We start from the raw sequence: 15367 nt of genomic DNA, 5'->3' as shown, positions 1-15367 counted from the left end.
GTGCTGGATACGATCAGCCAACTGCCAGTCAGAGGACGGCGAACGGGGGAAGCATGGGCGCGCTACAGATCGTCGGGGTGCACGGAATCAAGCAGGGCTCGGACGCGACGACGGCAGGGTTGAGTGCCAGCTGGCAGGCGACGATCGACGAGACGCTAGCTGCTGCTCCGGCCAGCGGGGCTGAGGTCGGGGCCGTGGTCACCGTCCCGTCTTACCAAGCAATTTTCCCGCAGACACCCACCCGGCATGTACGACTCGGCGGCCCGGGGGCGGGGCTCCTGTCGGATGACAGGCCCATCGATGAGGAGGAAGAGGACTTCATCCTCAGGGCACTGGCCGCCTACGCTCCCTCCGCCGTTGAGGAGGAATCGCCCGAGGCGGGCCTGACCCTCGGGGAAGGCCCACTCACAACCCGGATCGTGCGCCGGATCCAGGCCGTGGACCGGAAGATGGGCAAGGGAGTGACGGGCCGCCTCCTGTGGTTCGTCCGCGAGGCCCACACCTACCTGCACAAGGAGGAGACGGCCGTCCTCGTACGCGCAGCGGTCGCCGAGGCCCTGACCGAGACGGGCGCGCGTATGGTCGTCGCCCACTCCCTGGGCAGTGTTGTGGTCTACGACATGCTCCGTCGCGGTGAGGCACCGTACGTGACCATGCTGGTGACGTGCGGATCCCCGCTGGGCTGGCTGGCCGGCCGCAAGGGCATCCACTCGGAGGGCGAGCCGCTCACGGTCCCCGTCGGCGTGGAGTGGACGAACCTCTACGCCTCGAAGGACTTCGTGACCGGATGCGTCGGCCTGTCCCACCTCGCGGTAAGTGTCACAGACATCGAGGTGAACAACGGCGCGTTCCCGCCCTCCCACGACGTCCACCGCTACCTCGACAAGCCAGCGCTCGCCGAGGCCATTGCCAAGGCAGGTATTGCCTGAACAGGGACTGGCGCAACCGCTGTTCACTGAGCCTCTTTCATCCTGAATAGTTGCAGGTAAGCAGCTTGTGGACGGCTTGGACGATGGTGCCGATGCGGCGGGTGGAGCATCGGGCCCAGCGGAGAATCCGCCAGGACTTCAGCTGGGCGAAGGCGCGTTCGCCGGGAGCTCTGAGCCGGGCGTGGTCGCGGTTGAACTGCTGGTAGTGCTGGGGCTGTTCGCGCCGGTTCTTGTACGGGGTGCGAACGGTGGCGCCGGCGCCCTGGTAGGCACGGTCGGCCAGGACGAGGATCTGCCGGGTCAGGCAGGCCTGGACGATGCTGTGGGCCCGGGCTGCGGTCAGATCATGGGTGCGGCCCGGTGTCGCACGCGAGAACCACAGCGGTGTACCGTCGGGACGGGCGATGACCTGCACGTTCATACCGTGGCGACGATGCTTCATCGAGTAGTACGGCTCGTCGGCCGCGATCCGGTCGATGGGAATCAGCGTGCCGTCAACAATGATGTGGTCGCCTTCACCCGGTGAGCGCTTCATGGAGACCGGGCGTCCAGCCGGCCAGCACGTCCAGCGTCTCGTCGACGTAGCGCCAGGCGGTGGCCTGGGATATCCCGAAACTCGCTCTGAGCTGCGAGAACGTCTCGTTCTTGCGTAGGTGGACCAGGGTGAGAAGTGCCTGCTTGAAGCAGCCAAGCTTGCGCCAGAGGGTGTTACGAGTCTGGCGGTGCTCGTGCAGCAGCCAGGCGACATGCTCGACCAGCTCGTGCGGAACGTCGAGCGTGGCAGGATACGGAACCAACAGGGCCCCTTCGGTCGCCGGTGTGCTGAGTGGAATCACCACGCCAACGACCAGGGGCCCTGCCTCGTCACCGCACCCGCTGACCAGCCCATTTCACCCTCCAGCACAGGATGAAAGATGCTCACTGGAAGGGCAAACCTGACAGTTCGTCATAGTGGCTCGTCCGGTTGGACGACGCCATCCTTCACCCGGGGACCGCGCCCGCCGTCTGCAGGGCGCATCACAGACCTGTTCAACGACCGGCCGCTGTAGCGTCCCGCCGGGCTCCGGAGGCTCGCGACCGCCGGAGCAGTTGCTCAATCTCGCCTGCGGCCCGGGCCGGATCTTCGTGCTCCCAGACTCGGATCACCCTCCACCCCGCTGCGAGCAACTTCTCGTTGGTCTCGGCGTCTCTGGCCCGGTTGCCGTCGATCTTCTCTCGCCAGAAGTCCGCGTTCTTGACCGCCGGGCGGTAGTGGTCGGGGCAGCCATGCCAGAAACAGCCGTCAACGAAGACTGCGATGCGGTCACCAGGAAAGACCAAGTCCGCCTTGCGGCGGATCTCGACGAGCGGCCTGGCATTGACTCGATAGCGCAGTCCGCGCTGATAGAGCAGCTTCCGCAACGCCAGCTCGGGTCCGGTGTCCTTGCTGCGGTTAGCACGCATGGCAGCCCGGACCTCAGGCGAGGAGGCGGTTGACTCGAGCGGGAGTGTCTCCACCGCCAACAGTCCTCTGTCCCCCGCGCGTTGCCACGCCTCCGCCAGATTCTCGCCTCTGGACGCGTGCTCAACCGCAGACGTAGCTCTCCTGAGTCTTGCCATCCTTCGACCAGCGCAGATACGCCCGGATGCGCCGTGTCCGCCGGTACAATCGCAGGCTGATCGAAGCCCGCGCGAGACGGCCGTCTCCTAGCGCGACATTACGTCGGGCGCGCCCTCCGGCCGCGCGGTCCTGCTCCACCGCTGGTGCCACGGCACCGGCGCGCCGCTTGTACGCCCGCTCCGGGGGAAGCTGTTCTTTCCAGTGTCCCCCGGCCCGTTTTTCCTGCATGATCTCAGTGTCCAGCCGCTGAGAGGGCGTCGGCGACGGCATTGGCGAAGAACTCACCGAGAACGACCGGGACGGCGTTGCCGAGCTGGCGCATCTGCTCCCCACGAGGGCCGGAGCCCAGCCATTCATCGGCAAATGTCATCGCCCGAGCCGTCTCCCGAACTGTCATGTAGCGGTGATGATGGGTCCACCCGCCTGGTGATGTGCGATCCGCATAACCAGTGTCGAGCAGCACGACGGACTCTCCACCGGGCACACCGTGCACGCCAGCCTTGACCGTTTTGGCAGGCCTGTCGAGCTCGTTCGGTGTGTGCCCTTGGTAGATACGCGCGCCCGGCCAGCCGATGTGGTCGACGACTCCGATCTCCTTGCCGAAGTCGAACTTCTCGTCGAGACGGGTGAGGTCCACTGGCGGAAGCGCCGGGAGTTTGACATCGGTGCCGTAGCCCTGGATGGCGTCACGCAGCGTGCGCCATGGCCTGATCTTGGGGTCTTCTTCCTTGGTCGGCTTCGGCAGCTTGGCCCGAGCCCACGCACGCGCCCGTTCTTTCGCTCGCGGAGTCACGTCCGAGTGGCGCTGCCAGTACGGTCCGTCCTCATCAAGCATCGAGCGCCACAGAGCGGTATCCGAGAACTGAGGCGTGTTGACGTACTTCTCAAATGCCTCGATATCAACCGGAATGTCGGCACGGAAGGCCACGAGCACGATGCGGTTCCGGATCTGGGGCACCCCGTAGTCCGCCGCGTTCACAGGCACCATCACGACCTTGTAATGGTCGGGATCAGTGTCGTTTTCGGGGAGCCCGCCGATGATGCCCCTCAGGTGCTCATTGTGCGATTCCCAGCTGACCTCGTCGTCCCGCTTCTCGAAGGGGAGCGTCAGCTCGTTCTGGATGTACTGGAAGTAGTCCGCAAAGGAGGGCCGCCGCAGACCGCGAACGTTCTCACAGATGACCGCCTTGGGCCGGATCTCACGGACGGCCTTGAACATGGCCGGGAACATGTTGCGCTTGTCCTCGTCACCCTTGGCGACGCCGCCGGCACTGAACGGCTGGCACGGCGGACCGCCGGCGAGGACATCCACCTTCCCCTGGAATGCCGTCATGTCAAGGTCCCGGACATCCCCGGGGTAAAGCGGCGCGGGCCGCCCGGGACTGGGAGGCTCGAGCTTCGCATCCTCGACCCGCTCGACCCCGTCCGCGCCCAGCGTCTTCCGGGCGCTCGCCACGAGCGTCTCGCACGCGCGCTTGTTGAACTCGTTGAACAGGAGCGGGCGGAAGCCCGCCTGGTGGACCGCCATGGCAAGGCCACCCCCGCCCGCGAACAGCTCAACACTCGTCCGCAGCTTCTTCGTCTTTTTGGGCTGGTCAACCATGGGAGAACCATACCGCGGAGTTGGTGATCATGGGGCTGTTTCACTCGAATGAGTCGCCAGGGAGTGAGCAAGACCATAGGGTTCGTGGTGATCCATGACCCCAAAGGAGCAGGGTAAATATCTTTCGGCGCTGAAGGCTGCCAGCCCGATTCGCAGCCGCGCCAGAACAGCGACGGCCCCTCCGGCACAGACACACCCTTGTAGATCAGGAAGCCATGCCCTCCGAGTACACGCCCGCTTCGTTCGACCCGCTGTCGACCGAACAAATCGCGAACACCGTCTGCGAGACCTTCGAGCGCCAGCCTCTGGTTTCCATGACTACGGAGATCCCGAGGTTCGAGGGGTCCGGGCTGTACGCGCTCTACTACCGTGGGGTCGACGTAGCCCTGTACCTGCCCCTAGCGGGCCTTCAGATCCCCGTGTACGTAGGGCAAGCAACCACCAACAGCGCCACCGGTGCAAGGGTCCGGGAGCGGTTTCCTCTCCATAGCCGCCTCAAGCAGCACCGGATCTCGATCATCGAAGGCGGCCTGCCCATCGATGAGTTCCGATTCCGGGCGCTGCTGCTACCGGACGTGCACGCGAATCTGGGTGAAAACGGCCTGCGCGTCGGCTACCAGCCTGTGTGGAACAGCATCCTCACCGGTTTCGGCAGCAAGGAACAAGGGGCGACGACCCGGCAGAGCCGGAAGAGTAAGTGGGACACAGTGCATGATGGGCGTCGGCGCACCCACGGGGGCGTCGTCCATGACGTCGAAGCCCTCGTCTTGGCGGTCAAGGCACACATCGAGCGGCGGGTCGACGGATACGACGCTCTTCCGTGGTTGCACCCGAGCACCGAGACGTTCCTGGACCGCGACGCCCCCTGAGAGCGGCGCCCTTCGACGGTGATCAACGGCTGAGTTGGTCTCCGAGCCATGAGGCCGTACTGGATGACCTCGCCCACGATGCCCCAGAGAAGGTCGCCCAGCTCGTGCCACCATCGCGGCTGTATCTGGCTGCTGTCCCCAGACTGCCCCCACACATCTGCGGGGTACGCCAGCTGCGGCGTCGGGCCGACGCACCCCGCAGCAGGACATCACCCGACGCCCTTCAGGCGTGGCGGCAAGGAGCCCCGGGTCGAGCGGCGCGTCGCCCCGGATTCCTCCCCCCTGCCCAGGGGCCCTACGAGTGCCGCGAATTCGAGGCTCGGCAACATCGTGTGATCACTGGGCCACCGACCAGGCGCTCGGTGTTGGACGCGTCTCACGAGGTGGGGCAGAAAATCGAACCGAGCTCTCTAGGCTCGATGCTTAGCACAGCGGTCGCCATGGCGGTGAGGGGCTCTCAGCCCCCAGGTGAACGAAGAGCCTCATCGCCACCATGCTCCTTCCTGACTGTCCAGATCAGGGGGGAACCGCCCTTGATTGTCAGTGCCGTGGTGTAAGCCTTGGTTGAGCTGACAGATACCCGCTGGATCATGCTGGCGAATTTATCGAGGAGGAACACTTTGTCGACCGACGCCGAGCGGGCGCCCCTTGAGGAGATCGACCTCACGCCCTCGCCGCAGTTGCTGGAGGCGTTGGGGGACATCCCCTACAAGCCCTGGCAGTGCATGGCCGAGCTGATCGACAACTCTTTCGACGACTTCCTGACCGACCCGGACCTCACACGCGGGGAGCCGCGGGAGGTATGGATCACCCTTCCGAAGCCGACCGACGAGGACCTCTTCGTCGGTGTGATCGACAACGGCCGCGGCATGAGCCGCGAGATGCTCCAGAACGCGCTCCGAGCCGGCTACAGCGGCAAGCGCCGCTACGGCAGCCTGGGGCTGTTCGGCATGGGCTTCAACATCGCCACCGCGCGGCTTGGGAATCTGACCCAGGTACGGACGACCCGCGCGGGAGACCCCGACTGGCTGGTTGTGGAGATCGACCTGCGGCGGCTCGCTCGCAATGACAGCTACAAGTCGCTTCTTCGCCGTGAGCCGAAGGACGATCCCGCGCTGCACGGCACGGAGGTCGTCGTCCGCCGTCTCCGGGACGAGATCGCCGAAGACCTCAAGCGCCCGCGCCGGCACGCGGCGATCCGCGCCGACCTCGGACGCGTGTACTCCTACCTGCTCCGCAGTGAGAACCCCGTGCCCGGAGTCCCCGACGGCCCCATGGCTGGGCGCGGCTTCAAGCTCAAGGTCAACGGCAAGAACGTGTCACCCCGGCTCCCCTGCGTATGGTCGACATCACGAACAGTCACCAGGCAGGGCCGCGAGATCCCGGCGATCAAACCCGTGGACGTCCGTCTGGCGCCCGCCCTCGCCTGCATGGACTGTGGTCACTGGCAGAACCCGGACCTCGAGTTCGACCGTTGCGTTCAGTGCGAGAGCGAAGACCTGCAGCTGCGCGAGCGACGTATCCACGGCTGGATCGGCGTCCAGCGGTACCTTCACGAGAGCGACTTCGGCATCGACTTCCTTCGCAACGGCAGGAAGATCCGGGTCGGGGACCGCTCTTTGTTCTCGTGGGAGAATCCGGACGACGGCACCCTCGTCCCGGAGTACCCGGTGGAGGTTCCGGCCAACCAGGGACGCATCGTAGGCGAGATCCACCTCGACCATGTTCCGGTGGGCTATCAGAAGCTGGACTTCAACCGTGAGAGCCGCGAGTGGCGGTACGCGGTGACAGCCCTGCGAGGTGAGGGCCCGATGCGCCCGAAGAAGGCCGCCGCGCTTGGCTACCCGCCAAACACCTCCCACCTCGGCGAGATCTTCAAGGGGTATCAGGAGAACCGCCCCGGCGCGGATTGCCTCATCCCTGGCGACGGAAGCAAGGCGACGCACGAGGCGGCCCGCGACTGGGGCGCGAAGTTCCACGCTGGCCAGGCCGAGTACCTCTCGGACGAGATCTGGTTCACGGCCGTACTCGCCCACGACGAGGCTCGCGATAACGGTGGCCGAGCACCGAGCCCGTCCCCCGGCGCCACAAGGCCTCGCGGCTCGTTGTCCGGGCGCCCGGGCTTGACTCCTCTGGGCGCTGGGGGCCAGACGGATGCCGACAGTGAGGTGCAGCCCGTCCCTCCCGTGGCTGAGCCTGAGCCACAACCGGTGGAGACGGAGGAGCAGCGGTTCGCCCGGTACCGTGCTGACTCGACCCGGCTGTTCGACCTCGCGGGCGAGGTGAGCCTTCCTCGCTTGGGGCGGCGGATCGTGACGGTCTTTGATACCCACGTGCCCCTCCTTGATGATCAGGAACGTCAGGTTCCTTCCCTGGCCCGGATGGGGCGCGGAACCAGTCTTGAGGTCTACGTCTACAGCGAGCACCCTGTGTTCCGGGAGTACGGGCGCGACCCGCGCGACTACGCGCTGGTGGAGATCGCGCAGACGCTACACGCCTTCGAACCCGATGGGCAGAAGGTGACGGCGGTCCTCGCTGACGTCACCCGGCAGTTTCCGGACCAGCGGGTCACCGAGGCCGCGCTGCGTGAGAGGGCCGAGGCCATGACCGGCCGAGTCCGGGGCCTGATGGAGCCGATCGTCCCGCTGAAGGCAGCCGAGTTGTGGGCTGCCCTCCCTGAGGACGCTCGCCTCCGTGCCGAGCGTGAAGCGGGTCGGGCCGACGCCTCCCTCGACTGGCCGACGGTGGTCAAGGAGGGCGCGTTCGTGGCGTACCTCGACACGGCCGGCATCGCGACGCTCGTACGAGTTTTCCCGGGCGATTTCCTCGACGGCGCGGTGTTCAAGACCTCCTGGGTCGGCTGGTCGGACAACGAGATCAAGGACCGCCAGGTCGCGCAGGCTGTGCGACCGCTTGAGGTCGTGAGTGAGTTCCTGGCCGAACCGGGGACGAAGACCCGGCTGGAGCTGGCGCTGGCCAGGATCACCTTCGACATGCTCGACCACAACATCGTCCGCTCGGAGTGAATCTGTGACGATCTCCTTCATGGCCCCGGATTTCCTTCGCGCCCTTGGGCCGTCAGGATTCACTCGCCAGGTGGAGCGCCTCGCGCTCCACCTGGGTTTCACCGACGTGGTCAACATCGACGGGTCCTACGACCAAGGAGGGGACATCCTCGCGCTCCGGGAGGGAAAGCGCTGGGTCTTCCAGGCGAAGTGGAAGGCGGGGGCGGCCGTGCCGTCCGGCGCGATCGACGAGGTGCTCCACGCCAAGGCTTACTACGGCGCGGACCACGCCGTAGTCGTGACGAACAGCCGCTTCGGACCTACCACCCGCAAGCGCCGCGAGAGTCTCGCGGCAGCCGGGATGCGCGTGGAGCTGTGGTCTGGTCACGAACTCATGGACTTGTACGCGGACGACGGGTTCGCTGCCCGGCGCCTTCCTCCCCATACCCTGCGGGCTTACCAGGAGCAGGCGCTCCAGGCCGTCCTCGCCGACCTCGACAGCTCGGACCGCGCACTGCTCGTGCTGGCCACCGGCCTGGGGAAGACGGTGGTCGGCGGCGAGGTGATCGCTCACCATCTCAGTCAGAATCCCCGCGACAAGGTCCTGGTCGTCGCCCCGGCCAAGGACCTGGTGGACCAGTTGGAACGCGCGCTCTGGCAGCACCTGCCCAAGGACGTCCGCACGCAACTCCTGACCGGAGATCACCGCCCCGACGACCTGCGAGGGGTGACGTGCGCCACTGTGGCGAGCGCCCTCGGTTACGCGCGGGCCGGCTACAGGCCCGCTCTGGTGATGGTCGATGAGGCCCACCACGTGGCCGAGGACGGGCAGCTCGCCGAACTGCTCGACGTCCTCTCTGCCAGCCGCCAATTCGGAGTGACGGCGACGCCGTGGCGGGGCGACCGCTTCGACATTCGCCATCGGTTCGGCGAGCCGAGCTTCACTCTCGGTATCGAGGACGGCATGCGACTCGGCTACCTGTCCGAAGTGCGGTACAGGCTCTACGCCGACAGCATCGACTGGGACTTCGTCCGCTCAGCCAGCGAGCACAGCTACTCAATCAAGGACCTGAACGCTCGCCTCTTCCTACCCGAACGGGACGAGGCCGTCCGCGAACAACTCATGGCCGTCTGGGAGCGAACACCCCAGCCGCGTGCGATCGTGTTCTGCCGCACCGTCGAGCACGCCGAGCAGATGGCCGCCCTGCTCGGAGAAGTCCCCCAGTGGCGCGGAGCGCTCGCGGTCCACGCTCGACTGGACCGGCGCGAGCGGCAGGCGCGGCTGATGCGCTTCCGCAGCGGGCAGACGCCGATCCTCACGGCGGTCGACATCCTTAACGAGGGAGTCGACGTTCCAGACGTCAACGTCCTCTGCTTCGCGCGAGTCACGCACAGCCGTAGGATCTTCGTGCAACAGCTTGGGAGAGGCTTGAGGTTGCGCACCGGGAAGACGCACGTGGAGGTTCTGGACTTCGTCAGCGACATCCGTCGCGTTGCGGCCATCATGAACATTCGCCAACAGGTCGCGGACGACGAGCTGGAAATCCTGCGGCTGACGCAGCGCGGCACCAGCTTCGAGTTCGCGGACCAGCGCGCCGAGAGCCTGATGCGTGAATGGATCAAGGACGCGGCCAGCCTGGAGACCGCGCTCGACGAGAGTCGTTTGCAGTTCCCCAACCCCGCCGTTTTTGGAGGTTAAACCCGGATGAGCGAGATCGACGAGGAGATCCGAGGGGAGGTCCTCTCCGAGGTCTATCGCCAGATCGAGGAACTCGACTGGGACGGGCTGTCCTCACGTGAGCGCTCAAGGTGTTACGAACGATGGGTCAATGACCCATTGATCGGTGACAAGCTGGCCCGATTCATTCCCCGGGAGAAGGTCCGGGTGTGGATCAAGGACGGGCCGGTGAAGGAACTACCCCGGGTCCGCAACGGCATCGGCCCCAATGCGAAGTACGCTTCCCGCCGTTACCCGACGGCCGATCAGATCGCCCAGCAGGTTCTCGGCCTGGACTGGCGCGCCAACCTCGACACGCTAGGGATCAAGCCCACCCAGTGTGTCGTCAAAGGGCCCGGCTCCGACGAGCGGCTCATGATGTGGGCACCACTTCAGAACCTCCAGGACCTCGTCTGGGCCGGGATCAACGCCAAGGTGGACGATCGCCCTGAGCCTCTCCTCATCATCGGGCTGGCTCAAGGGCAGCGACTCAGCGAAGGGGAGCAGGCAAGGCACCGCCATGTCGCAGGGGTAGCAGGGCTTGAGCTGATACACACCACACTGAGGCTGACGCGCGTCTCTCCACACTGACCTTTCTCGGCAGTGCTTCACCGCGCTAGCGAGCAGGACATGTGCGCTGATCAAGCACAGGAGGGCACCGACAGCGGTCCCATCGCAGGCTCAAGGAGAAGGGTTCCGAGGCCGCCGACTCAGGGCGAACGTCCCTGGACACTCCCACCGAGGACGGCGCGAATCCTGGCTCTTGCCAAGCGCTCGGCAGGTATCGGCGTCGGTGAAGTTGAACGCCAGGGTGCTGTTTAGGAGACCCGGCCCGTATTCACCGACTCGTCCGCATCGAGCAGAAACTGCGTGCCTAGTCCGCCGCTCGGACCACGGGGTCCCAAGGCTGCACCGCTGATGTCCACGACTGTCGGGATCGGATCGTCACTACTTGAGGAATCTTGTAGCGGACTGCACGAGCGCGATCGTAGGGACCCCACAACAACCGCCACCCAGTGCACCTCTGCTTACACGGCTGGCCAGGAGCCGTTCAGCACGGTGGCCGCACGCTCGGCCACCAAACGGCCACCGCACCGCCCCAAACTGGTCGAGGTGAAGCCGCAGGAAGCAGCAAAAGGCCGGGTCACAGACTTACAAGAAGAAATCACCACGGGCTGCCGACCTTGTGCCTACGCATTGCAATGCGTAGGCACAAGGTGCTCGATTGGCCCGCATTCCAAGGTCAAGGAAACGAAGAAACCGCAGGCCAGAGGTCTGGCCTGCGGTTTACCTTGGAGCCGCCTTCGGGATTCGAACCCGAGACCTACGCATTACGAGTGCGTTGCTCTGGCCAACTGAGCTAAGGCGGCGTGCCCTGCTCGCACTATGGTGCGATCAGCAGCGGGCACAAGTCTACACAGTTTCCGGGGGTGCTCCGTACACGGCACCTCCGGAGGTGTTTGCGCTGGTCAGTGGGGGTCAGGTGCACTTCTTGCCGTTGGTGGGCGGGGTGCCCTCCAGGAGGTATGTGTTGATCGCCGTGTCGATGCAGTCGCTGCCCCGGCCGTACGCCGTGTGGCCGTCGCCGTCGTAGGTGAGCAGGGTGCCGGAGGAGAGCTGGGCGGCGAGGGCCTGGGCCCACTTGTACGGGGTGGCCGGGTCGCGGGTGGTGCCGACCACCACGATCGGGGTGGCGCCCTTCGCCTCGGTGCGGTGGGGGGTGCCCGTGGGCTTGGTGGGCCAGTACGTGCAGTTCAGGGAGGCCCAGGCGAAGCCCTTGCCGAAGACCGGGGAGGCCTTCTCGAAGTCGGGGACCGCCTTCTCCACCGCGTCGGGGCCGTCGAAGGCGGGCGGGAGGTCGAGGCAGTTCACGGCGGCGTTGGCGAACATCAGGTTCGCGTACTTGCCGTCCGGCTCGCGCTCGTAGTAGCTGTCCGCCAGTGAGAGGAGGCCCGAGCCGTCGCTGCGCTGGGCGCCCTCCAGCGCCTCGCGGAGCTGGGGCCAGGCCGCCTCGTCGTACATCGCCGCGATCACCCCGGTCGTGGCCAGGGACTCGCCGAGCTTGCGCTCGTCATCGCCCGTTGGGACGGGCTTCGCGTCCAGGTCCTGGAAGAGCTGCTTCAGCGCGGTCGCCGCGTCTGCCGTGGACGTGGTGCCCAGCGGGCAGTCCGGCTGCTTGACGCAGTCGGCGGCGAAGGACTGGAACGCCCCCTCGAAGCCCGCCGTCTGGTCGCGGTTCATGTCGATCGCCGGGAGGGAGGGGTCCATCGCGCCGTCCAGGACCAGGCGGCCGGCCCGCCGGGGGAAGAGGTCCGCGTACGTGGCGCCCAGGAACGTCCCGTACGACGCACCCACGTAGTTCAGCTTCTCGTCGCCCAGCAGGGAGCGCAGGACGTCCATGTCGCGGGCCGTGTCCACGGTGGAGACGTACGGGAGGATCTCGCCCGAGCGCTTCTCGCAGCCCGCCGCGAACTTCTCGAAGGCGGCCGTGAGCTTTTCGACCTCGGCTTCGTCATCCGGTGTCTGGTCGACCTGGGTGAAGGCGTCCATCTCCTTGCCCGTCAGGCACTCGACCGGTTCGCTGCGGGCCACGCCGCGCGGATCGATGGCCACCATGTCGTAGCGGGCCCGCACCTGGGCCGGGTAGCCGAGTGCCGCGTACCCCTGGAGATAGCCGATCGCGGAGCCGCCGGGGCCGCCCGGGTTCACCAGGAGCGAGCCGATCCGCTTGCCGGGGCCCGTGGCCTTCTTGCGGGAGACGGCCAGGTCGATGTCGCCGTCATCCGGCTTGTCGTAGTCCCGCGGTGCCTTCATCGTCGTGCACTCGAACCCCTCCACCCCGCAGTCGCGCCAGCTCAGCTTCTGCGTGTAGTACGCCGACAGCCCCTCCGGTGCCGCCGTGCCGGTGGCGGATGCGCTCGGCGACGAGCCGCCGCCGCTACAGCCGGAGGCGAGCAGGCCGGCAGTGCCGAGCCCGATGGCGAAGGTGCGGAGCAGGCGCCTGGTATCCATCCCGGGAGCGTATCCGGCGGGTGACGAGTCGTACGATTCCCGGCTCATTCGGGTGAACGGCGGTGGCCGGGAGCGGGACCGTATCGACCCCTAAGCGAGCGCCGCGGGGATTAGGGGTTGTTGGGCTTCCGGGCGCGGAGGATCATCGGCCCGGAGAGCCGGAGCCGCCCTTCGGGTCTCCGGGTTCAGTCGGCGCACGAAGGGTTTCACTGGAGATGTCGGACGGTGCGGGCACCAAGGACAAGTGGATCTGCCGATTCCATGACGCGCCACAGGCCCGCGTCCGGCTGGTCTGTCTTCCCCACGCCGGTGGATCGGCGAGCTTCTTCTTCAACACCTCCCGGGCGCTCTCGCCGGAGATCGAGGTGCTCGCCGTGCAGTATCCGGGCCGGATGGACCGGTACGCGGAACCGCTCGTCGACGACATGTCCCGCCTCGCGGACCTGGTGACCGACTCCCTGCTGCCCCTCACCGGCCGTCCGCTCGCGCTGTTCGGGCACAGCATGGGGGCCAGCCTCTCCTTCGAGGTGGCCCGCCGGCTGGAGCGGCGCGGTGTGCCGCCGTTCGCCCTGGTCGTCTCCGGGCGTCCCGCACCCCACCGGCTGCGGGAGGGCAGGCTCCACCTCGGCAGCGACGAGCAGCTGATCGCGGAGATCGCCCGGCTCAACGGCACGGTGCCCGCCTTCCTCGACGACGCGGAGCTGCTGGACATGTGGCTGCCGGTGATCCGTACGGACTACCAGGTCATCGAGAAGTACCGCTACGAGCCCGGCCCGCCGCTCACCGTGCCCATCACCGCGCATGTGGGGCTGAGCGATCCCAAGGCGCCGATCGAGGACGTACGGGCGTGGGAGGAGCACACGACCGGGGCGTTCGCGCTGCACACCCACCCGGGAGGCCACTTCTACCTGGGCGGTCCCGATTCCCCGCTGTTCCCGCACCTGGCCCGGCTCCCGGAGGCCGTGCCGGCCGTCCCGGCCGACCGGCCGGCGCCGCACCACGGATAGCCGGGCGCCGGTCCGCGAGGACGTTCGCGAGAATTTCCGGCGAAGGGGCGATTCTGCCCTTGGCTCGGCCGGTGGTGTCGGTGGTTTTCTCTGTGTTCATCTGCGTTCATTTACGGTGCGGCCGAGGGATTGGGTATTAATCCTGGGGCCGTTTCGGCCTACGCAGCCGGGGTATCGGAGGAATTCCCCCGGCCGTCGCCGCATAGGCGGTGAACAGTGCGGTGCCGGGTCCGCCTAAGGGGCCGTGCGGGGTGGGGCGGCCGGGGTGAACAGTGCGGTCGCGTCCGGGGTGGAGTGGTCGAGGATGCCCGCCCGGGTCAGCCTCACCCCGGCCTGGAAGCGGCTCGTGGCGTCCGTCGTCTCCATGATCTCCGCTATGTGTCTTCGGCAGGTGCGGACGGACATGCCGAGGCGTCGGGCGACCATCTCGTCCTTGTGGCCGAGGGCCATGAGCCGGACGATCGCCGCCTTCAGGTCGTCGATGACCGGCGCGGCGTCCTCGGTCGCGGGGAGGAAGGGCGTCGCGGCGGTCCACAGCCGCTCGAACGCCCCGCAGGCGAACGCCACCATGGTCGGGTCCCGGATCAGGGCCGCCTTGCCGCTGCACTCGCCGGTCGCCGGGTCCGGTGCCTCGGGCAGGAACACGGTCTCCTGGTCGTAGGCGACGAGCGGTGCGGTCAGCTCGGCGTCCGTGCGCACCTGGGCGCCGTGCCGGCTGAGTTCGCGGACCAGGGCCCTGGTGACGGTGTCGCCGCGCGCCGCGTGCTGGTAGAGCACCCGCATGCGTACACCGCGCTCCAGCAGGCTCAGCGCGGCCAGCCGGGCCGCCGGGAGGGTGGCCGCCGGGCGGGCCCCGCCGGGCTGGATGAGCAGCAGCTCCCGCTGGCAGTGGGCGTTCATCTCCTCCAGCCGGACGCGGAGTACGGCGGGGTCGGTGACCGTCTCGACCTGGGGGGTTCCCGCCGTGGCCGGACCGATCCGCCGGCTCGCCAGGCTGCGGGGCGCTGCCGCAGGTGCCGGAGGTGCCGGCGGGGCTGCCGCGGACGGCTGGGGCGTCTCCCGCTCGCGCAGGGGGGTGGTGGCCTCGGCGGGCCGCCTCGGCGAGAGGGCGGGGGAGCCGGGGGAGGACGTACGGGCACCCCGGGTCAGCCGGGTCAGCTTGTCGAGGCTGACGGGCACCAACTGGTCGGTCCCGAAGGCCGGTTCGAGCAGGCCCAGCACGCTGAGCACACGCTCCGCGCCGACCGACTCCTCGGGGCTGAGCCCGAGGTCCTTCGCCACTTCGCCGCGCCGGAAGCGGACCCTGCGCATGGCGGAACAGGGGAAAGAAGTGCTGTCGTGCCCGGTGATCGGATATTCGCCGTTCTGTTGCGCCCCCGTGGCTGCCGGCATCCGCTCGCTCCCTCGAGTGCCTGTGGGTTGTCGTCGGCAACATTAGCCCATCGAGATTTCTCAGTAGTCGTCTCGTTTCTTAATTCTTCGAGACGGGGCAGAGACTGGTGACGGCGGGCCCCGGAGAATAGGGAATTCCCCGGCAATACCCTGGCGCTACTCCTGGCGGTGGAGTGACGGGCAGATTACTGTCGGTTGCGCAACGGCTATGGTAAAGGATTTCTATAATCGGA

Annotated in this window: 10 protein-coding genes, 1 tRNA gene and 1 pseudogene; 6 read left to right on the top strand and 6 right to left on the bottom strand. The window is 67.1% G+C overall.

Features of this window, described 5'->3' with window-relative positions; all coding sequences use genetic code 11:
* The first annotated feature begins 53 nt into the window (after positions 1-53).
* Positions 54-929, top strand: a complete 876-nt coding sequence (locus tag GTY67_RS14955) for a hypothetical protein (RefSeq protein ID WP_161279022.1) — start codon at positions 54-56, stop codon at positions 927-929.
* Between the two features lie 37 nt (positions 930-966).
* Here the strand turns inward: GTY67_RS14955 and GTY67_RS14950 are convergent.
* The 3 genes and pseudogenes from GTY67_RS14950 to dcm all read right to left on the bottom strand — a co-directional run bounded on the left by GTY67_RS14950 (position 967) and on the right by dcm (position 4132).
* Positions 967-1768, bottom strand: a pseudogene (locus tag GTY67_RS14950) (transposase family protein).
* Positions 1769-1958: 190 nt separating this feature from the next.
* On the bottom strand, positions 1959-2426 hold the full coding sequence (locus GTY67_RS14945) for a very short patch repair endonuclease (RefSeq protein ID WP_343238682.1): 468 nt from the start codon (positions 2424-2426) through the stop codon (positions 1959-1961).
* 335 nt (positions 2427-2761) lie between these two features.
* The gene (dcm, locus tag GTY67_RS14940; RefSeq protein ID WP_161279020.1) at positions 2762-4132 is read right to left on the bottom strand and encodes a DNA (cytosine-5-)-methyltransferase; all 1371 of its coding nucleotides are present in this window, start codon (positions 4130-4132) and stop codon (positions 2762-2764) included.
* A gap of 215 nt (positions 4133-4347) precedes the next feature.
* Between dcm and GTY67_RS14935 the strand changes: the two genes are divergently transcribed.
* From GTY67_RS14935 to GTY67_RS14920, 4 genes are all read left to right on the top strand, one after another.
* Entirely contained in the window at positions 4348-5001 is a 654-nt protein-coding gene (locus tag GTY67_RS14935; RefSeq protein WP_161279019.1) for an Eco29kI family restriction endonuclease, read from the top strand.
* Between the two features lie 620 nt (positions 5002-5621).
* Positions 5622-8027 carry an ATP-binding protein gene (locus tag GTY67_RS14930; RefSeq protein WP_161279018.1) on the top strand — a complete coding sequence of 802 codons (2406 nt, stop codon included), beginning with the start codon at positions 5622-5624 and terminating at the stop codon, positions 8025-8027.
* A 4-nt stretch (positions 8028-8031) separates the two neighbouring features.
* Positions 8032-9705: a DEAD/DEAH box helicase family protein gene (locus tag GTY67_RS14925; RefSeq protein ID WP_343238681.1), complete on the top strand. Its 1674-nt coding sequence runs from the start codon at positions 8032-8034 to the stop codon at positions 9703-9705.
* Between the two features lie 6 nt (positions 9706-9711).
* A complete protein-coding gene (locus GTY67_RS14920) occupies positions 9712-10314 on the top strand; it encodes a hypothetical protein (RefSeq protein ID WP_161279017.1) in 603 nt (200 codons plus the stop codon).
* A 702-nt stretch (positions 10315-11016) separates the two neighbouring features.
* Here the strand turns inward: GTY67_RS14920 and GTY67_RS14915 are convergent.
* Together GTY67_RS14915 and GTY67_RS14910 are read right to left on the bottom strand one after the other, a co-directional pair.
* Positions 11017-11093, bottom strand: a tRNA-Thr gene (locus GTY67_RS14915).
* Positions 11094-11202: 109 nt separating this feature from the next.
* Positions 11203-12735 (bottom strand): alpha/beta hydrolase, encoded by a 1533-nt coding sequence (locus GTY67_RS14910; RefSeq protein WP_161279016.1) that lies wholly within the window; start codon positions 12733-12735, stop codon positions 11203-11205.
* 215 nt (positions 12736-12950) lie between these two features.
* On the opposite strand from GTY67_RS14910, the gene GTY67_RS14905 reads away from it, so the two are divergent.
* Positions 12951-13742 carry an alpha/beta fold hydrolase gene (locus tag GTY67_RS14905; RefSeq protein WP_161279015.1) on the top strand — a complete coding sequence of 264 codons (792 nt, stop codon included), beginning with the start codon at positions 12951-12953 and terminating at the stop codon, positions 13740-13742.
* Positions 13743-13976: 234 nt separating this feature from the next.
* On the opposite strand, the gene GTY67_RS14900 is transcribed toward GTY67_RS14905, so the two are convergent.
* Positions 13977-15053 (bottom strand): hypothetical protein, encoded by a 1077-nt coding sequence (locus tag GTY67_RS14900; RefSeq protein ID WP_161279014.1) that lies wholly within the window; start codon positions 15051-15053, stop codon positions 13977-13979.
* Positions 15054-15367: the final 314 nt, after the last annotated feature.

Origin of the sequence: Streptomyces sp. SID8374 (genome assembly GCF_009865135.1) — a bacterium.
GTDB lineage: Bacteria > Actinomycetota > Actinomycetes > Streptomycetales > Streptomycetaceae > Streptomyces.
The sequence above is the reverse complement of the archived record's forward strand: the minus strand, read 5'-3'. Positions and strand labels throughout refer to the sequence as shown.